This window comes from Caballeronia sp. LZ062, from assembly GCF_031450785.1.
Taxonomy (GTDB): Bacteria; Pseudomonadota; Gammaproteobacteria; order Burkholderiales; family Burkholderiaceae; genus Caballeronia.
Genome location: NZ_JARTWB010000001.1, coordinates 677,971 through 697,442, shown reverse-complemented (window position 1 = coordinate 697,442; position 19,472 = coordinate 677,971). Strand labels below are relative to the sequence as shown.

Genomic DNA, 19,472 nt, shown 5'->3' with positions numbered 1-19,472 from the left:
TCGGTTGTTATGGTGCAGGCTCGCGTCGCAGAAAGACCCACGCATTGCATGCGGCGCCGGCGAACATCAACATGCTCGTCAACACGAAGACCGAGCGCATACCGGTATGCGCCGCGATAAAGCCGCCCGCAAGCGGCCCCGTCACTTGGCCGATGTACTGCGCGGACGTCGCATAGCCGAGGATATAACCGGCGGCCGTATCAGGCACGTTATGACGCACGACGCTCGTGATGGCGGGCAGCAGTCCGCCTAGCGCGATGCCCATCAGAAAGCGCAGCGCGACCAGCTGCGTGCCGGTCGCGACGAAGGTCTGCGGAATCAGCAGCACGCCGCAAAGCGCGAGGCACGCGACGATCACCTTCGGCGCGCCGATGCGATCCGCCAGACGCCCGACGCGCGGCGCCGCGAGCACACTGCCCAGCGCGGCCGCCGACATCACCAAGCCCGCCACCAGCGTCACGTTCTTTTGATCCTTCACGAGCTGCGATACGTAGACCGTGATGATCGGTTCGATCGACATGTTCGCGAACATCAACAGCATGGCGCTGGCAAGCATGGCGATGACGGGCGTGAGCGCGGGGACATCGCGCCAGCCGCCGCGCCGGCTTTGCTTGTCGTGCCCAGGCGCGCGCCGCTCTTCCTTGACGAGCAGCGTCGTCATGACGAACGAGCAGAAGATCAGGCCGCCTGCGAGAAAAAACGTCGAACGAATGCCGATCAGCCCTGGCAGCAAGCCGCCCACGAGCGGCCCGACGAGGTTGCCCGCCATCATGCCGGCCGCGTGCGTGCCCAGCGCCCACGCCGTCCGACGCTTTGGCGTCTGCGTGGCGATCATTACGATGGCGCCGCTCGCATAGCCGCCGACGAGTCCCGCGAGAAAGCGGATGGCGACCAGTTGCCAGACGCTCTGCACGATGCCGAGCATCGACATCGTGATGGCCATGCCAAGGCTCGCGCGAATCAGGATCTGCTTTCTGCCGTATCTATCCGCAAGCCGTCCCCACAGTGGCGCTACGAGGCCCGCCGCAAGAAACGTCGCGCCGAAAGCGACGCCGGACCACTGCACCGCTGCATCCACTGACCGCGCGCCCAACTGCTGCACATAAAGCGGCAGGAAGGGCAGCAGCAAAGTCATGGCCATGATGGTCGTGAAGGAGCCGAACACACACACGTAGAGATTGCGTTGCCAGTGCGCGGAGCCTTCCGGCTGCGGCGGGGCGGAAATGGACATGAAACGCTGCCGAATATGGTGAGTTGGCGCGGATTATCGCGTGGCGGCACGCATCGTGCATTGCGTGTAGGATCGACGACGAAAAAAACGCACAGACCGATTGAGACCGCAGAATGAAAATCGCGACCTTCAACATCAACGGCATACGCTCGCGTCTCGACGCCTTGCTCACCTGGCTCGAACGCGAAGCGCCAGATATCGTCTGCTTGCAGGAGCTGAAGGCGAGCGACGCGCAATTTCCCATCTCCGCCATACAGAGTGCGGGCTATGGCGCGGTCTGGCACGGACAGGCCTCTTGGAACGGCGTGGCGATCCTGGCTAAAGACGCCGAGCCGGTTTTGAGCCGTCGCGGTTTGCCGGGCAATGAAGACGACACGCATAGCCGCTATATCGAAGCGGCCGTGCATGGCATTCTCATCGGCTGTCTTTATCTTCCTAACGGCAATCCGCAGCCGGGTCCGAAGTTCGATTACAAGCTCGCGTGGTTCGAACGCTTCAACGCGCATGCACAGGCGCTGCTCGAGAGTGGGCATCCGGTCGTGCTCGCGGGCGACTATAACGTCGTGCCGACCGATGAGGACATCTACAACACGCGCTCATGGCTGAAAGATGCGCTGCTTCAGCCGGAGAGCCGCGAGGCTTACGCGAAGCTCGTCGCGCAAGGCTGGACCGATGCGCTGCGCAAGAAGCATCCGGGCGAACGCATCTATACGTTCTGGGATTATTTCCGGCAGCACTGGCAGACGAACTCGGGCTTGCGCATCGATCACATCTTGCTGAGCAAGGACCTCGCGCCTCGGCTTCAGGACGCGGGCGTCGACACATGGGTGCGCGGCGAGCCGCACGCGAGCGATCACGCGCCCACGTGGGTCGTGCTGAAAGAGCCGCGCACGAAGAAAAAAGCCGCTGAATAGCGGCTGGTGCGCTAGACCTGGCGTCGCGACGACGTGCGCGGCGCCTTCACTGGCGCGCTTTCCGTGCTGTCGGCAGGCAAGACCAGTTGTTTGGTCTCGCTGGCGGCTTCATTAGCCGATTCCTTGGCCGATTCGTTGGCGATCTCACCGCTTGCATCGAGGATCACGCCGCTCGCGTTTTCCGCTGCTTCGTTCGCGGTTTCCGTGAGTTCGGTGACAACTAGGCTCGTCGATTCGGTCGTCTCTTGCGCGGCTTGAGCGCTCGTATCGAGCAGGCCTTTCAGCGTGATGCCGTTGCGCTCGTATTGGCTGCGCACCTCGCCGATGATCTCCGCTTCGGTCGACGTGATGATCGACAGCACATGCTGTCCATAAGAGGCCGCCTTTTGCGGCAACTGCGCGAACATGACGGACTGCCAGCCGAGCACCTCGCCGGGCGTCGTGTCATCGCCGGTGCGCAGCAGCGTATTGCTTTCCTCGATGACGGTACGCACGGTTTGCACGTTGAGTTCCGTCAGCGCCTGCACGCCGCTCGCGAAACGTTGGCTCGCGCTGAGAAACGCCTGAAGATTGGCACGCGCGATGGACGGCATCTGATAAGCGATGAAACCGGGATACTGAAACATTGACCGCTCCTTTCGTAAGCCGAATAACAATCGGTAAATGACGAACGCACGCTCGCTTGAAAATCACGCATGGACGAGCTGCGCGGCCCGCGCACATGAGTTGATTCTGACGAAGCCCGCGCATGGCGGTTCCCATCCAGCGTCCGATTTTTTCCAGCACGACCGGTCAAGTCGCGTCCGAGATTTGTTGCCGTTCGTGCGCGCTGACGCGAGCCAGAAATTGCATGACGTGCGTGCGCCCGCCGTTGCGCCACGCGTCGAGATGATCGGCGTCTTCGAGCATCGCCAAGTGCTTGTCGCCTTGCGCGGCATTGAAAAGACGCTCGAAGTGAATGGGCGGCACCACGAAGTCGCGCGTTCCGCCGTAGATAAGGATAGGCGCGCGAACGCAGGCAATTTTCGAGAGGTTGTCGTAGCGGTCCTTTGCAAGCGCTCTTACGGGAAAGAACCGGAAGCGGGCCGCGGCCACATCGACGATGCTCGTGAACGGCGCTTCGAGTATCAACGCGTCGATGTGCGCTTCGCTTGCAAGCTGCACGGCCACGCCCGAGCCTAGCGAATAGCCGTGCAGCACGATGAACGGCGAGCGCGCGGCAGCGTAGGCGTAAGCGGCGCGTGCATCCGCATAGAGCCCCGCTTCGTGCGGCTTGCCCGGATTGCCGCCATAGCCGCGATACTCCGCAAGCAGCACGCCGTAACCGGCCTCGATCAGTTCGAGCGCGATGTGCGCGCGTTGCGTGAGGTCCTCTCCGTTGCCGTGGAAAAGCAGCACGGTGGCCGAATGTGCATCTGGCGGTGCGCGATAGCGCGCCTTCAACGCCAGGCCGTCTTGCGTTTCGAGCGTGATGACTTCGGTCCGTTCTTCTAAGGTCGGATCGACAAAAGCCTGTATCTGTTCGAGCGGATACACGAGCCGCCCTTGCAGCCAATAGAGTGCGGCCAGTGCAAAGAGATACGCCAACGCGACGGCCGCAACGAGTATGCACAGTGCTTCGATCATGAGTGGCCGCAAGACATGTGGTTCCTTATTCGCGCGGGCGTACGCCGGCTTCTTCGCCTTGCCGCAAGCTCAAAGGCATGTCCGCCGCAATTTCACGCTGTACGTGCTCGGTGGATCGTCCGCGATTGAAAAGCGCGTTCAAAACAATCGCAAAGATCGCTGCGAGTGTAATACCGCTATGGGTCAGCGGGCCGGCCCACGCGGGCATCTGACTAAAGAATGTCGGCGCCGCGAGCGGAATGACGCCCACGCCAAGACTGATCGCAATGATGAGCAGGTTGTTCTTGTTCTCATAGTCCACCTTGCTCAAAATCTTGACGCCCGTCGCCGCGACCATGCCGAACATGGCGATGCCCGCGCCGCGCAATACGACGACCGGTATGGAAGCGATGAGATTCGAGAGCTTCGGCAAAAGCCCGAGCAGGATCAGGATCACGCCCGATACCGCGACCACCCAGCGGCTCTTCACACCCGTGATGCCGACGAGCCCGATGTTCTGCGAAAACGACGAGTGCGGAAACGTGTTGAACACGCCGCCGATGACCGTGCCGAGTCCGTCCGTGCGCAGGCCGCGCGTGGCATCGGCACGCGTGACCGGGCGCATCGTGAGATCGCCGAGCGCGAGGAACATGCCGAGCGATTCGACCATGATGACGATCATCACGAGGCACAACGACGCAATAGCCGCGATGTCGAAGGTCGGCAAGCCGAACGCAAAGGGGCGCACCGGCGCGAACCATGCCGCACGTCCCACGCCCGCGAAATCGACAATGCCCAACGTCAATGCGAGCAGAAAGCCGATAGCCATGCCGAGCAGCACCGAGATGTTGGCGACGAAGCCTTTCAGATACTTGTTGATGAGAAGGATCGCCATCAGCACGATGCCCGCGATCATCAGGTTCTTCGGCTCACCGAAATGCGGCGCGCCATGCCCGCCGCCCGCCCAGTTGATGGCGACAGGAAAGAGCGTCATGCCGATCGTCAGGATGATCGTGCCGGTCACGATAGGTGGAAAGAAGCGCATCAGCCGCCCGAAAAACGGCGCGATGACGATGGCGAACACGCCCGCGGCGATCGTCGCGCCGAAGATGGCGGGCAGTCCGGCGCCGGACGACGCCATGGCGACCATCGGGCCGACCGGCGCGAAACTCACGCCCATGATGACGGGCAGCCGGATGCCGAACTTCCATATGCCGACGCATTGAACGAGTGTGACAAGGCCGCATGCAAAGAGGTCCGAACTGATCAGGAACGCCACTTGGTCCTTCGGCAGCTTCAGCGCCGCGCCGATGATGAGCGGCACGGCGATGGCCCCGGCATACATGACGAGCACGTGCTGTATTCCGACGGCGAGCATCTGTCCGGAGGGCAATACTTCGTCGACAGGATGAGGGTTGTGGGCCATGTGCGCTCCGGGCGGCAGGTGAATCGTGTGAGGTCGATCGAGTATTGCACCCGGTGGCGTGCAAAAAAATAATCGCGCTGCTATACGCGGCATCGCGCGTTCGGTGCGACAGCGCAGGGACTATTGACCTTCTTTTGTCCATGCACACGCGCACGCCCGGCACATTTTCCCGATCCCTAAATGATTAGGCGCAATTCTTCGCAAGAATCCGGATAACTCTTCAAAATCAAGGGTGCGCGCACTGTCGAATTTCGAGATGACGTGCTACATTCCGAGCGCCTTTGCGTTGTGCGGGGACGGGCGCTGTCCACGGGGCCCGATGCTTTCAACGCAAAAAACGGCGACATCCGGGGCTTTGGCGCCCATAAAAACCATCATTCGCACAGGGATCTCGGTATGGAATTGGTCGGCGGAACGCGACTCGCCCAACTCTTTTCTTCCAATCAGGCGGAATTGCTCGCCGAGTGGATCACGCAGCAGCACGCTATCGCGTCGCGGCGCGGGCTCGTCGGCGAAGCGGAGCTGCGCAATCAGTTCGGACAGTTCGTCTCCTTGCTGCTGACGGCGCTCGCAGCATCGGATCGCGTGGAATTCAAGGCATCGCACTGGCAGGAAGTGCGCGCGTTTCTCGCTGATATGTCGGGACAGCGCGCTCGTCAGGGTTTTTCGCCCGTCGAGACCGCAATGTTCGTCTTTTCGCTGAAGCAACCGCTCGTCGCGCGTCTGCGTGAGCAGCTTGCGAACGATCCGGCCGCGCTCGCGGATCTCACATGGACCGTCAGCTCGCTGTTCGATGAACTCGGCCTCTACACCACCGAGGTGTTTCAGGCGAGCCGTGAACAAGTTATCGTGCGTCAGCAGCAGGAACTGCTGGAACTGTCGACGCCGGTCGTGCAGCTGTGGGACGGCATTCTCGCGCTGCCGCTCATCGGCACGCTGGATTCCGCGCGCACGCAAGTGGTGATGGAAAACCTGTTGCAGAAGATCGTCGAGACGGGCGCGGCCATCGCGATCATCGACATCACGGGCGTGCCGACCGTCGATACGCTCGTCGCGCAGCATTTGCTCAAGACGGTCGCGGCGGCGCGGCTGATGGGCGCGGACTGCATCATCAGCGGCATTCGTCCGCAGATCGCGCAGACCATCGTGCATTTGGGCGTGAACCTGTCGAACGTGACGACAAAGGCGTCGCTCGCCGCGGCGTTCATCGTCGCGCTGCAGCGCACGGGCAAGTCGGTGACAGTGGCGGGTGCGCAGGAGAAGACCGCGCGCAACGGCGCCGACGGCATGCACGATTCCTCGCTGCCTGAATGACGGCGCGCGAGATCATCAACCGCATGCACCGCGACTGAACAGGGCCCCTAGCGATGGATCGCATTCCAATTCTCACGATGGGCAAGCTGCTGCTCGTCACCATTCAAGTGGACATGCACGACCGCCTTGCGCTCGCGCTGCAGGACGACCTGACGAGCCGCATCGTGAAAGACGGCGCGAAGGGCGTGCTCATCGACATATCGTCGCTCGACGTAGTCGACTCGTTCATCGGGCGCATGATCGGCAACACGGCGGCCATGGCTCGCGTGCTAGACGCGCAGACGGTCGTCGTGGGCATGCAGCCTTCGGTCGCGATCACGCTCGTGGAACTCGGGCTCACGCTCTCCGGCGTGCGCACGGCGCTCAATGTGGAAAAAGGCATGGCGCTGCTTACCGGGGGCGGCGCGGTCTGACGGCCGCCCAGCGAACCATTCCATGATCACCTTCGATTCCTCGGCAGCGCGCGCTGCCACTTCACCGGCCGAGACGCTGCCGATCCGCTCGGACGAGCAGATCGTGCGGCTGCGCCAGTTCGTGCGCGAGAAGGCGGTGGCGCAGGGCTTGTCCCTCATCGATCAAACCAAGTTCGTGACGGCGGCAAGCGAACTGGCCCGCAACACGCTCATCTACGGCGGCGGCGGCGACGTGCATTGCACGCTCGTCGAGCGCAATGGCCGCCGTGGCCTCAAACTCGAATTCGTCGATAACGGGCCGGGCATTCCCGACATCGCCCGGGCGCTCTCGGACGGCTACACGTCCGGCAGCGGCTTGGGCCTCGGCCTGGGCGGCGCGAAACGCCTGTGCGACGAATTCGATATCCGCTCTGCGCCGGGTGAAGGTACGCACGTCTCGATCACGAAATGGAAACCGTTCTGAAGGAGTCGATGGCCGCGCAGCAGCGCCACGAGATCGCGGAGGCGAGCCAGATAGCCTTCGCGCGACGCTCGATAAGCGAACTCGCGCGCGGGCTCGGTTTCAACGAGACAGTCGCGGGCGAACTCGCAATCGTCGTCACCGAATGCGGCACCAATCTTCTCAAACATGCGGGCAGCGGCGAGCTGCTCGTGCGTCCGCTGATGGACGCGGGCGAACGTTACGGCATCGAGATTCTGAGCATCGATAGCGGCCCCGGCATCCACGATCTGTACCGCTGCTTCGAGGACGGCTACACGACGGCGGGCAGCCCTGGCAACGGCATGGGCGCGATCCGGCGTCTCTCCGGCGAACTCGATATCTGGAGCATGCCGCAACGGGGTACCGTGATGCGCGTCGTCTGCTGGAATCGCGCGGCCACGCCTGCTGCCGATGCGATCGGCAACGCGCGAGTGACGTACGGCGTCGTGAACCTGCCGCTTCGCACCGAAACGGTTTCCGGCGACGCGTGGTCCTGTAGCGCGGGCGAGAACGGCTTTACCGTGCTCGTCGCGGACGGCTTGGGCCACGGGCCGCTCGCGAACGTCGCGGCGGTGGAAGCGGCGCGCGTGCTCGGCTCGCACGGCGATGCGCCGCTCGAACGCATCATGGAGCTGGCCAATGAGGCGTTGCGTCCGACGCGCGGGGCGGCGGTCGGCATTGCGCGCATGCCGGCGTCGGCAAACTCTGCCTCGCCGAGCGGCGCGGCGGTTGCGTTCGCCGGCATCGGCAACATCGCGGCGAGCGTGTGGACGGAGGATTCGCACCGTCATCTGGTGTCGCACAGCGGCATCGTCGGGCATGGGGCGCGGCGCGCGCAACAGTTCGAGGTGCCGTATTCGTCCAACGCGCTCCTCGTGCTGCATTCGGATGGAATCGGTTCGCGCTGGGACCTCGCGCGCTATCCGGGCCTGAGCGCGCGGCATCCGGCGCTCGTCGCGGCGGTGCTGTACCGTGACTTTTCGCGTGGCCGCGACGACGTCACGGTGTTCGTCGCCCGCGCGGCCGGGAGCGCTTGATGACTTTCTCGCTCTACTCGATGCAGATCGACGGCGAGCACGATATCGTCGCGGCCCGCCGCAAGGCGCGCGAGGCGAGCGCCGCGCTCGGCTTTTCGGCGCAGGATCAGACGCGCATATCGACTTCGGTGCTCGAAGCGGCGCGCACGGTACTTGCCGCCGGCTCCCACGCGCGGGCGGATTTTCTCGTCGATGACGCGACGTATCCGCCGCGCTTCGTCGTGCGCTTTCTGGCGTGCGCGGGCGCGGGCGAGCGGCTTCGCGCGATGGAGAACGACGATTCGCAAGCCGCGCTCGGCCTGCTCGCCGCGCAGCGCCTGATGGACCAATGCGCAATCGCGGACGAAGCCGGCGGCGGCACGGCCATCTCGCTCGCGAAGTCGCTGCCCGAGAACGCGCCTGTCGATTCGAGCGCGGTGCAGGTCATAGCGGCCACGCTATCGCACCAGGACAGCGAGGATTCGACGGCAGAACTGGCGCGGCAGAACCGCGAGCTGATCGGCGCGCTCGCCGACTTGCGCGAGCGTCAGGAAGAACTCACGCGCTTGACACGCGAACTTGAAGACACGAACCGTGGCGTCGTCGCGCTCTATGCCGAACTCGACGCCCGCGCGGATCATCTGCGCCGCGCGGACGAATCGAAGTCGCGGTTCCTGTCGAACATGAGTCACGAATTCCGCACGCCGCTTTCGTCGATCCGCGCGCTGTCCAAACTTCTGCTCGAACGGATCGACGGCGATCTGACGGAGGAGCAGGAAAAGCAGGTGCGCTTCATCCGCAAGGCGGCGGAAGATCTGTCCGAAACCGTCGACGATCTGCTCGACCTCGCGAAGATCGAAGCAGGAAAGATCGAAGTGCGCGCCGCGGAATTCGAAGTCGATACGCTCTTTTCCGCGCTGCGCGGCATGCTGCGTCCGCTGACGCCGGGCGGCGCGGTGGAGCTCATTTTCGATTCTTGCGAAGGTCTGCCACCCATTCGCACTGACGAAGCGAAGGTCGCGCAGGTGTTGCGCAATTTCGTATCGAATGCGCTGAAGTTCACCGAGCGCGGCGAAGTGCGCGTGTCGGCCAGCTATGACGAAGCGCGCCGTCTCATCACGTTTGCCGTGAAGGACACGGGCATCGGTATCGCGCCCGAGCATCAGCAGGTCGTCTTCGAAGAATTCGGGCAGGTCGAGAACCGGCTCCAGCAATATGTTAAAGGCACAGGCCTCGGTCTGCCTTTGTGCAGGAAGCTCTGCAAGCTGCTGGGCGGCGATGTGTCTCTCGAAAGCGAGGCGGGCCGCGGCTCGACGTTCAGCGCGACGATTCCCGCTGTCTACGGCGCACCTGACGGCACGCACGCCGCTCAGGGAGACACGCGCCCGATGGTGCTGGTCGTTGCGAGCAATCCGATCGAGCGGCTCGACTGCGAAGCGGCGCTGAAAGATTCGCCGTATCGCACGGCGAGCGCGGCGACGCTCGACGAGGCAAGCCGCGCGCTCGCGCGCACGTCGCCCGTTGCGCTGCTGCTCGCGGTGCGGCCTGCGGCGTCCGAAGCGTGGATCTGGCTCGCCGCGCTGCGCGCGCAGGCCGCGACGCGCAACGTGCCGGTCGTCGTGCTCGGCGAGGCCGCGGACCGCAACGAGGCGGAGGCGCTCGGTGCGGCCGCGTTCATTCAGAAGCCGATCTCCGGCGGCGAACTGGCCGGCGTACTGAACATGGTTTCGAAGGCGATGGACGGTATGCGTCGCGGGGAAGGGCTGTCGACATGAAAAGCGACTGGAGCGGGGTGCTGATCCTCAACGTCGACGACAACGACGGCGCACGCTATGCGAAAACGCGCATTCTGTCGCGCGCGGGCTTCAACGTGATCGAGGCCGGCACGGGCACTGCGGCGCTGGAACGCGTGCGTGCTGAATCGCCGGATCTCGTGCTGCTGGACGTGAAACTGCCCGATATCAACGGGCTCGAAGTGTGCCGTCAGATCAAGGCGTCGGCGGAAACGGCGAGCACGCTCGTGCTGCAAACGTCGGCGGCGGCGGTGCATAGCATGGATCGCATTCGCGGTCTGGAAGGCGGCGCGGACAGCTATCTGACGGAGCCGGTCGAGCCTGCCGAACTCATCGCGCACGTGCGCGCGCTGTTGCGCGTGCGGCTCGCGGAAAACGCGTTGCGCGAAAGCGAAGAGCGGTTCCGTCAGCTTGCGGAGAACATCGACGACGTCTTCTGGATGCTCGATCCCGCTGCGAATCGCCTGCTCTACGTGAGCCCCGCTTACGCGCGCCTGTGGGATTCGGGCGAAGGCGCGCCGACGCCCGAGCCCAGTCCGGATCACTGGTCCGGCGAGGTTCATCCGCTGGATCGCGAGCATGTCGCGGCGGCGTACCGGCAGTTGCTCGCGAGCGGCGCGCCGTATCAGGTCGAATACCGCATCGCGCGTGCACATGGCGAACCTCGCTGGGTGGCCGAACGCGCGTCGCTCGTGCGCGATTCGCAGGGGCGGCCGGCGCGCATCGCAGGCATCGTCAACGACATTTCCGAGCGCAAGGCCGCCGAAATGATGCTGCGCGACGCCGATCGACGCAAAGATGAATTTCTCGCGATGCTCGCGCACGAACTGCGTAATCCGCTCGCGCCGATCCGCAATGCCGTGGACCTGCTCGACCCTGGGCGCGCGCCGTCCGCGCAGCATTTCACGACCGTGCGGGCGATCATCGACCGGCAGGTGCGGCATCTGAGCCGTCTCGTGGACGATCTGCTCGACGTCGCGCGCATCACGCAGGGAAAGATCACGCTGCGGCAGGAAGTCGTGGATGTGGCGGCGGCGGTGGACGCGGCCATCGAAACGGCGCAGCCGGCGCTCGAACGAAAGCGTCACCGGCTCACCACGAACCTGGCCGATGAGCCGCTCTTCATTGTCGGCGACAGCGTGCGCATTGCGCAGGTGTTCGGCAATCTGCTGTCGAACGCGTCGAAGTACAGCCTCGAAGAGGGCGAGATCGCCATCGAGACGGAGCGGTGTGGCGACGAAGTGCGCATCACCGTGCGCGACAAGGGCATCGGCATCGCGGCCGACATGCTGCCGCATATCTTCGATCTGTTCGTGCAATCGGAGACGTCGCTCGAACGCTCGGAAGGCGGGCTCGGCATCGGCTTGCCGCTGGCGAAGACGCTCGTGGAATTGCAGGGCGGGCGCATCGACGCGCATTCGGCAGGGCCGCAGCAGGGCAGCCAGTTCGTCGTGTGGCTGCCGCTCGCGAAGGAGGCGGAAGTTGCGCCGCATCCCGTCGACAATGCTCTGGCGCACGTGAGCGGCGGCAAGCGCGTCTTGCTTGTCGATGACAGCGTGGACGCCGCCACGGCCATGTCCCTGCTGCTCGAAGCGGATGGCTTCGATGTGCGCACCGCGCACGACGCGGCCACCGCGCTCACGATCAGCGAGACGTTTGCGCCGCAGATCGTTCTGCTCGACATCGGCTTGCCTGGAATGGACGGTTACACGCTCGCGGCCGAGATGCGTTCGCGTCCGGCCACATGCGATGCGCTGATGATCGCCGTGACCGGGTACGGGCAGGCGAACGACCGGCAGCGTTCGAGAGACGCGGGCTTCGATCATCATCTGGTGAAGCCGGTTGCCTTCGTCGAGATTCGAAAGGCGGTGCAGGGCAGGTTCGGCGCCTGACGGTTTTGCTGTTGCATTCGCGCTGCCGCGAGCTGGCGTCGAACTGCATCAGCAGCGGCAATTTCATCGCCCGATTCGAGCGCGAACGTCGACGCGTTCGTTTTAACAGTTTGTCCGCGCTCGACCTGCGAGGCGAAGAACTTTCCCGCTTGCGACGATCCGAAGAAAAGTCACTTGTCCTCGACCTAGCCCTGGAAGACTCGGTCTGTCTGCGAACACGCCGTCAATAGCACAGTGTGACGCACGCGTGATTAGACAGCAGTACGAAGCATCCCTTTCTTCCCGATATTCAGTTGGTCGTGTTTCGTAAATAGGCGAGGCGGCGTGCGCGTACGAAACGTCAATTTTCTCGGGCCTTTCGTCGCGGCAAGCGCGCTGAGTGATACGCGGCGGGCGTTCGTGCAACGCTGATCTTCCGCCGAGGCATGGAATAGATCGCAATGTGCCGCGGTTAACCACTCGAAGCCTCAATGCTTGGAACCCGGGCTAAGCGAGCGAGGTGTGCGGATCGGAAGCGATCCATCTCAACCCAGTCTCGTCGGAGTCTCTACGTCATGAAAACCATAGCTAGCGTTGTCCTGTCGGTTGCTGCGGCTATCGCGCCGTCCTTTGTCTTCGCGCAGAGCCAGGGCGGCCCCTTGACTCGTGCGCAGGTTACGGCTGAACTCGTACAACTGGAACGGGCGGGCTATTCCCCGGCTTCGGGAGAGAACGCGACGTATCCCGCGGACATTCAGGCCGCCGAGGCGAAGGTCGCAGCCCAAAACGCGCAAGAGGCATACGGCGGGACGCAATCGGGACGATCCGCTGCTGGCGCGCCGGAAGCGATGCGGCGCGGCGGCTCGTAGACGGCTGATGCGTCGAGTTGTGTTGGCCCGGCGGCGTTCTGCGCGTCGTTCTTTGTAAACTGAACGCACGCGGATGGGCGCGCCGGTGCTTGCACTGTCGCGCCCTTCGCGGTCTTTTTTAGTGCCTTATCGGCGGTTGAAAAATAATTCGAAAAAGGGGTTGACCTAGGTGTCTTGCGCCAGTCATAATTCGCCTCCCGTTGAATGACGGCGCGCAAGAAAGCAAGCGAATAAGCGAGGCGAATCTTGTGCAATGCTCTTTAAAAACTAACAGCCGATAAGTGTGGGCGCTTGATGGCGAGTGCGGTTGTGGTTCTTCGGAATCGCAACATAAGCAAAAGTATCAAGAGTCTCACACGAAGTATCAGAGGAAGGTTTATCTGTCGAAAGACGGATTAATCATCGTCAGTACGTTGAGTGAGCGACCGGTTTCTAACGGAACCGAAAACAGTAACAGGCATTGAACTGAAGAGTTTGATCCTGGCTCAGATTGAACGCTGGCGGCATGCCTTACACATGCAAGTCGGACGGCAGCGCGGGCTTCGGCCTGGCGGCGAGTGGCGAACGGGTGAGTAATACATCGGAACGTGTCCTGTAGTGGGGGATAGCCCGGCGAAAGCCGGATTAATACCGCATACGATCTACGGAGGAAAGCGGGGGATCTTCGGACCTCGCGCTGTAGGGGCGGCCGATGGCAGATTAGCTAGTTGGTGGGGTAAAGGCCTACCAAGGCGACGATCTGTAGCTGGTCTGAGAGGACGACCAGCCACACTGGGACTGAGACACGGCCCAGACTCCTACGGGAGGCAGCAGTGGGGAATTTTGGACAATGGGGGCAACCCTGATCCAGCAATGCCGCGTGTGTGAAGAAGGCCTTCGGGTTGTAAAGCACTTTTGTCCGGAAAGAAAACTTCGTCCCTAATATGGATGGAGGATGACGGTACCGGAAGAATAAGCACCGGCTAACTACGTGCCAGCAGCCGCGGTAATACGTAGGGTGCGAGCGTTAATCGGAATTACTGGGCGTAAAGCGTGCGCAGGCGGTCTGTTAAGACCGATGTGAAATCCCCGGGCTTAACCTGGGAACTGCATTGGTGACTGGCAGGCTTTGAGTGTAGCAGAGGGAGGTAGAATTCCACGTGTAGCAGTGAAATGCGTAGAGATGTGGAGGAATACCGATGGCGAAGGCAGCCTCCTGGGCCAACACTGACGCTCATGCACGAAAGCGTGGGGAGCAAACAGGATTAGATACCCTGGTAGTCCACGCCCTAAACGATGTCAACTAGTTGTTGGGGATTCATTTCCTTAGTAACGTAGCTAACGCGTGAAGTTGACCGCCTGGGGAGTACGGTCGCAAGATTAAAACTCAAAGGAATTGACGGGGACCCGCACAAGCGGTGGATGATGTGGATTAATTCGATGCAACGCGAAAAACCTTACCTACCCTTGACATGGTCGGAAGTCTGCTGAGAGGCGGACGTGCTCGAAAGAGAACCGGCGCACAGGTGCTGCATGGCTGTCGTCAGCTCGTGTCGTGAGATGTTGGGTTAAGTCCCGCAACGAGCGCAACCCTTGTCCTTAGTTGCTACGCAAGAGCACTCTAAGGAGACTGCCGGTGACAAACCGGAGGAAGGTGGGGATGACGTCAAGTCCTCATGGCCCTTATGGGTAGGGCTTCACACGTCATACAATGGTCGGAACAGAGGGTTGCCAAGCCGCGAGGTGGAGCCAATCCCAGAAAACCGATCGTAGTCCGGATCGCAGTCTGCAACTCGACTGCGTGAAGCTGGAATCGCTAGTAATCGCGGATCAGCATGCCGCGGTGAATACGTTCCCGGGTCTTGTACACACCGCCCGTCACACCATGGGAGTGGGTTTCACCAGAAGTAGGTAGCCTAACCGCAAGGAGGGCGCTTACCACGGTGGGATTCATGACTGGGGTGAAGTCGTAACAAGGTAGCCGTATCGGAAGGTGCGGCTGGATCACCTCCTTTCTCGAGCTTCGCACACCAAGTTAAGCGCTCACGCTTATCGGCTGTGGTTTAGAAACAGGCTAAGGGTCTGTAGCTCAGTCGGTTAGAGCACCGTCTTGATAAGGCGGGGGTCGTTGGTTCGAATCCAACCAGACCCACCACCCTAACAAGTGCTGACCGAGCTCATACTCAAGTCAGGCATACGGGGGATTAGCTCAGCTGGGAGAGCACCTGCTTTGCAAGCAGGGGGTCGTCGGTTCGATCCCGTCATCCTCCACCAATCTTCAATGCCTAGCGTTCACGAGCAGTGAATGTTAAGCATTGGCGATTGTAGCCAGTTGATGTCGAAGGCAACGAAGTACGCTTATCGGCTAAACGTTCTTTAACAATCAGGAAGAAGTAGTAAAGAGATTATCTGAAAGCACTTAGAGATGGGTGCGAGTAGGGTAGTCAGGGTAGTGATTGTATCAAGTATGAAAAGTGATCTTAATGATGACTTGGAATACGGCACAACGCGAATACTCAGCCTGTAGCGTGTGAGTCTGGAGCAGCAACGAGACACACTCGTTATAGGGTCAAGCGAACAAGTGCATGTGGTGGATGCCTTGGCGATCACAGGCGATGAAGGACGCGGTAGCCTGCGAAAAGCTTCGGGGAGCTGGCAAACGAGCATTGATCCGAAGATGTCCGAATGGGGAAACCCGGCCCGTATGGGTCATCCTAGACTGAATACATAGGTCTAGCGAAGCGAACGCGGTGAACTGAAACATCTAAGTAACCGCAGGAAAAGAAATCAACCGAGATTCCCAAAGTAGTGGCGAGCGAAATGGGAAGAGCCTGTACTCTTTATTTGTATTGTTAGCTGAACGCTCTGGAAAGTGCGGCCATAGCAGGTGATAGCCCTGTAAGCGAAAACAGTATGAAAGAACTAGGGGTACGACAAGTAGGGCGGGACACGTGAAATCCTGTCTGAAGATGGGGGGACCATCCTCCAAGGCTAAATACTCGTGATCGACCGATAGTGAACCAGTACCGTGAGGGAAAGGCGAAAAGAACCCCGGGAGGGGAGTGAAATAGATCCTGAAACCGCATGCATACAAACAGTCGGAGCCTCGCAAGGGGTGACGGCGTACCTTTTGTATAATGGGTCAGCGACTTACGTTCAGTAGCGAGCTTAACTGATTAAGGCAGGCGTAGCGAAAGCGAGTCCGAATAGGGCGATCAGTTGCTGGGCGTAGACCCGAAACCAAGTGATCTATCCATGGCCAGGTTGAAGGTGCGGTAACACGTACTGGAGGACCGAACCCACTAACGTTGAAAAGTTAGGGGATGAGCTGTGGATAGGGGTGAAAGGCTAAACAAACTTGGAAATAGCTGGTTCTCTCCGAAAACTATTTAGGTAGTGCCTCGTGTATCACCTTCGGGGGTAGAGCACTGTCATGGTTGTGGGGTCCATTGCGGATTACTACGCCATAGCAAACTCCGAATACCGAAGAGTGCAATCACGGGAGACAGACATCGGGTGCTAACGTCCGGTGTCAAGAGGGAAACAACCCAGACCGCCAGCTAAGGTCCCAAAGATTGGCTAAGTGGGAAACGAAGTGGGAAGGCTAAAACAGTCAGGAGGTTGGCTTAGAAGCAGCCACCCTTTAAAGAAAGCGTAATAGCTCACTGATCGAGTCGTCCTGCGCGGAAGATGTAACGGGGCTCAAGCCAGTCACCGAAGCTGCGGATGCGTGTTTTACACGCATGGTAGGAGAGCGTTCCGTAAGCCTGCGAAGGTGCGTTGAAAAGCGTGCTGGAGGTATCGGAAGTGCGAATGCTGACATGAGTAGCGATAAAGGGGGTGAAAAGCCCCCTCGCCGTAAGCCCAAGGTTTCCTACGCAACGTTCATCGGCGTAGGGTGAGTCGGCCCCTAAGGCGAGGCAGAAATGCGTAGCTGATGGGAAGCAGGTCAATATTCCTGCACCATTGTTAGATGCGATGGGGGGACGGATCGCGGAAGGTTGTCCGGGTGTTGGACGTCCCGGTCGCTGCATTGGAGAAGGTGCTTAGGCAAATCCGGGCACGCAATTCAAGGGTGTGGCGCGAGTGACTTCGGTCACGAAGCAATTGGAAGTGGTTCCAAGAAAAGCCTCTAAGCTTCAGTCTAACGATGACCGTACCGCAAACCGACACAGGTGGGCGAGATGAGTATTCTAAGGCGCTTGAGAGAACTCGGGAGAAGGAACTCGGCAAATTGGTACCGTAACTTCGGGATAAGGTACGCCTCTGTAGCTTGACTGGCCTGCGCCAGAAGGGTGACGAGGTTGCAATAAACTGGTGGCTGCGACTGTTTAATAAAAACACAGCACTCTGCAAACACGAAAGTGGACGTATAGGGTGTGACGCCTGCCCGGTGCCGGAAGATTAAATGATGGGGTGCAAGCTCTTGATTGAAGTCCCGGTAAACGGCGGCCGTAACTATAACGGTCCTAAGGTAGCGAAATTCCTTGTCGGGTAAGTTCCGACCTGCACGAATGGCGTAACGATGGCCACACTGTCTCCTCCCGAGACTCAGCGAAGTTGAAGTGTTTGTGATGATGCAATCTCCCCGCGGCTAGACGGAAAGACCCCATGAACCTTTACTGTAGCTTTGCATTGGACTTTGAACCGATCTGTGTAGGATAGGTGGGAGGCTATGAAACCGGAACGCCAGTTTCGGTGGAGCCGTCCTTGAAATACCACCCTGGTTTGTTTGAGGTTCTAACCTTGGTCCGTGATCCGGATCGGGGACAGTGCATGGTAGGCAGTTTGACTGGGGCGGTCTCCTCCCAAAGCGTAACGGAGGAGTACGAAGGTACGCTAGGTACGGTCGGAAATCGTGCTGATAGTGCAATGGCATAAGCGTGCTTAACTGCGAGACCGACAAGTCGAGCAGGTGCGAAAGCAGGTCATAGTGATCCGGTGGTTCTGTATGGAAGGGCCATCGCTCAACGGATAAAAGGTACTCTGGGGATAACAGGCTGATACCGCCCAAGAGTTCATATCGACGGCGGTGTTTGGCACCTCGATGTCGGCTCATCTCATCCTGGGGCTGTAGCCGGTCCCAAGGGTATGGCTGTTCGCCATTTAAAGAGGTACGTGAGCTGGGTTTAAAACGTCGTGAGACAGTTTGGTCCCTATCTGCCGTGGGCGTTGGATATTTGAAGGGGGCTGCTCCTAGTACGAGAGGACCGGAGTGGACGAACCTCTGGTGTACCGGTTGTCACGCCAGTGGCATCGCCGGGTAGCTATGTTCGGAAGAGATAACCGCTGAAAGCATCTAAGCGGGAAACTCGCCTTAAGATGAGATATCCCCGGGGCTTCGAGCCCCTTGAAGGGTCGTTCCAGACCAGGACGTTGATAGGTCAGGTGTGTAAGTGCAGTAATGCATTGAGCTAACTGATACTAATTGCCCGTAAGGCTTGATCCTATAACCAGTGTGTTTTGTCGGTCAAAGTTAGCGCTTCAGCGCTTACTTGGACCCCACCCTCGAAGAGGGTGCCACTGGTCGAGTAACAGCGTGTGCGACAATCGCCACCCGAATTCACTACTGCTTCTTCCCCGATTGGTCGTCGCGCCCCAAACGCGAGACGACATCCCCTCATGCCTGATGACCATAGCGAGTCGGTCCCACCCCTTCCCATCCCGAACAGGACCGTGAAACGACTCCACGCCGATGATAGTGCGGATTGCCCGTGTGAAAGTAGGTAATCGTCAGGCTCCTCATGCCAAAACAAAAACCCCACCCCGCAAAGGTGGGGTTTTTGCGTTGGTGCGCCATATTAAGCAAAACTCCTGACGCCGTAGCCTCCCGGACGCGACATTTCTGTCGGTAGAATGGCATCGCAGGTGTACTACTACGCCGATCCCACCGGAGCGCATATGAGAACGAGCCTGTTGATCGCCGCTGTCAGCGTCGCGCTGTTGGCTGCGGCCTGTGGCAAGAAGAACGATGCGAGCGAGTCCACGCTGGGCGACGCTATTTCAGCCAATATGAAGACTAACCGCGGCTTGCTATGCCTGAACCGCAGCGGGCGTGGTCCGTTCACCTTTCCGTCTGCATATAGCAACCGCGACTTGAACGAATATTCGGCTGCAGCATTGCGCGAGCAACTGGCTGCACTCGAAAAAAGCGGCTTGGTCGCGCGAGCCGCTGCCGCAGCGTCGAATGCCAGTGCAAGGCAAGACGGAATCGCGTATAGCTTGACTGGCGAAGGCCAGAAGTATGCGGTCGAGACCGTGCGTCAGGCGGGCGATCCCAACGCCACCGCCGACTCTCGGGTTTCGATGATCTGCTACGCGCACGTGAAGCTCGACAAGGTGACCGCGTGGACTGAGCCCGATCCCGCCACGCATCGGTCTGAAGTGACGTACACGTACAAGCTCGACAACGTCGCGCCGTGGGCCGACGATCGCGACATCAAGCGCGCCTTCTCCGACCTCACCGCGGCCGACCGCGAAGCCGGCGAGACGAAGCTGCATGTCACGCTTGAACAGCGGCAGGACGGCTGGGTCAGGGTCGATTGAACAACGTGGCTGCT

At 60.6% G+C, this 19,472-nt stretch carries 13 protein-coding genes, 2 tRNA genes and 3 rRNA genes; 14 read left to right on the top strand and 4 right to left on the bottom strand.

What is annotated here, in order from left to right; all coding sequences use genetic code 11:
* Positions 1–7: 7 nt before the first annotated feature.
* On the bottom strand, positions 8–1,231 hold the full coding sequence (locus P9239_RS03260; RefSeq protein WP_309749057.1) for an MFS transporter: 1,224 nt from the start codon (positions 1,229–1,231) through the stop codon (positions 8–10).
* A 113-nt stretch (positions 1,232–1,344) separates the two neighbouring features.
* Here P9239_RS03260 and P9239_RS03255 point away from each other — a divergent pair, with 113 nt between their 5' ends.
* On the top strand, positions 1,345–2,145 hold the full coding sequence (locus P9239_RS03255; protein ID WP_309749056.1) for an exodeoxyribonuclease III: 801 nt from the start codon (positions 1,345–1,347) through the stop codon (positions 2,143–2,145).
* An 11-nt stretch (positions 2,146–2,156) separates the two neighbouring features.
* Here the strand turns inward: P9239_RS03255 and P9239_RS03250 are convergent, their stop codons facing one another.
* The 3 genes from P9239_RS03250 to P9239_RS03240 form a co-directional block, all read right to left on the bottom strand.
* Positions 2,157–2,771 carry a phasin family protein gene (locus tag P9239_RS03250; RefSeq protein ID WP_309749054.1) on the bottom strand — a complete coding sequence of 205 codons (615 nt, stop codon included), beginning with the start codon at positions 2,769–2,771 and terminating at the stop codon, positions 2,157–2,159.
* Between the two features lie 166 nt (positions 2,772–2,937).
* Positions 2,938–3,771 (bottom strand): alpha/beta hydrolase, encoded by an 834-nt coding sequence (locus P9239_RS03245; RefSeq protein ID WP_309749053.1) that lies wholly within the window; start codon positions 3,769–3,771, stop codon positions 2,938–2,940.
* 25 nt (positions 3,772–3,796) lie between these two features.
* Positions 3,797–5,176, bottom strand: a complete 1,380-nt coding sequence (locus tag P9239_RS03240; protein WP_309749052.1) for a nucleobase:cation symporter-2 family protein — start codon at positions 5,174–5,176, stop codon at positions 3,797–3,799.
* Positions 5,177–5,572: 396 nt separating this feature from the next.
* Here P9239_RS03240 and P9239_RS03235 point away from each other — a divergent pair, with 396 nt between their 5' ends.
* The 13 genes from P9239_RS03235 to P9239_RS03175 all read left to right on the top strand — a co-directional run bounded on the left by P9239_RS03235 (position 5,573) and on the right by P9239_RS03175 (position 19,458).
* Positions 5,573–6,490, top strand: coding sequence for an STAS domain-containing protein (locus tag P9239_RS03235; RefSeq protein WP_309749051.1), 918 nt, complete (start codon positions 5,573–5,575; stop codon positions 6,488–6,490).
* Positions 6,491–6,543: 53 nt separating this feature from the next.
* The gene (locus P9239_RS03230) at positions 6,544–6,903 is read left to right on the top strand and encodes an STAS domain-containing protein (protein WP_248322713.1); all 360 of its coding nucleotides are present in this window, start codon (positions 6,544–6,546) and stop codon (positions 6,901–6,903) included.
* Positions 6,904–6,925: 22 nt separating this feature from the next.
* The gene (locus P9239_RS03225; protein ID WP_309749050.1) at positions 6,926–7,366 is read left to right on the top strand and encodes an anti-sigma regulatory factor; all 441 of its coding nucleotides are present in this window, start codon (positions 6,926–6,928) and stop codon (positions 7,364–7,366) included.
* Positions 7,351–8,421: an ATP-binding protein/SpoIIE family protein phosphatase gene (locus tag P9239_RS03220; protein ID WP_309749049.1), complete on the top strand. Its 1,071-nt coding sequence runs from the start codon at positions 7,351–7,353 to the stop codon at positions 8,419–8,421. Before P9239_RS03225 ends, P9239_RS03220 begins: the two co-directional genes overlap by 16 nt.
* Positions 8,421–10,175, top strand: coding sequence for an ATP-binding protein (locus P9239_RS03215; protein ID WP_309749048.1), 1,755 nt, complete (start codon positions 8,421–8,423; stop codon positions 10,173–10,175). Before P9239_RS03220 ends, P9239_RS03215 begins: the two co-directional genes overlap by 1 nt.
* Positions 10,172–12,085, top strand: coding sequence for a response regulator (locus P9239_RS03210; RefSeq protein ID WP_309749047.1), 1,914 nt, complete (start codon positions 10,172–10,174; stop codon positions 12,083–12,085). The genes P9239_RS03215 and P9239_RS03210 overlap by 4 nt, the downstream gene beginning before the upstream one ends.
* Positions 12,086–12,639: 554 nt before the next feature.
* Positions 12,640–12,933, top strand: a complete 294-nt coding sequence (locus tag P9239_RS03205) for a DUF4148 domain-containing protein (RefSeq protein WP_309749046.1) — start codon at positions 12,640–12,642, stop codon at positions 12,931–12,933.
* A 462-nt stretch (positions 12,934–13,395) separates the two neighbouring features.
* Positions 13,396–14,927, top strand: a 16S ribosomal RNA gene (locus P9239_RS03200).
* Between the two features lie 63 nt (positions 14,928–14,990).
* Positions 14,991–15,067 (top strand) — tRNA-Ile (locus P9239_RS03195).
* 43 nt (positions 15,068–15,110) lie between these two features.
* Positions 15,111–15,186 (top strand) — tRNA-Ala (locus tag P9239_RS03190).
* Between the two features lie 293 nt (positions 15,187–15,479).
* A 23S ribosomal RNA gene (locus P9239_RS03185) occupies positions 15,480–18,361 on the top strand.
* Between the two features lie 176 nt (positions 18,362–18,537).
* Positions 18,538–18,651: ribosomal RNA gene (rrf, locus tag P9239_RS03180) — 5S ribosomal RNA — on the top strand.
* Together the 16S, 23S and 5S rRNA genes with 2 tRNA genes alongside form the textbook arrangement of a ribosomal RNA operon.
* Positions 18,652–18,813: 162 nt before the next feature.
* The gene (locus P9239_RS03175; RefSeq protein WP_309749045.1) at positions 18,814–19,458 is read left to right on the top strand and encodes a hypothetical protein; all 645 of its coding nucleotides are present in this window, start codon (positions 18,814–18,816) and stop codon (positions 19,456–19,458) included.
* Positions 19,459–19,472: the final 14 nt, after the last annotated feature.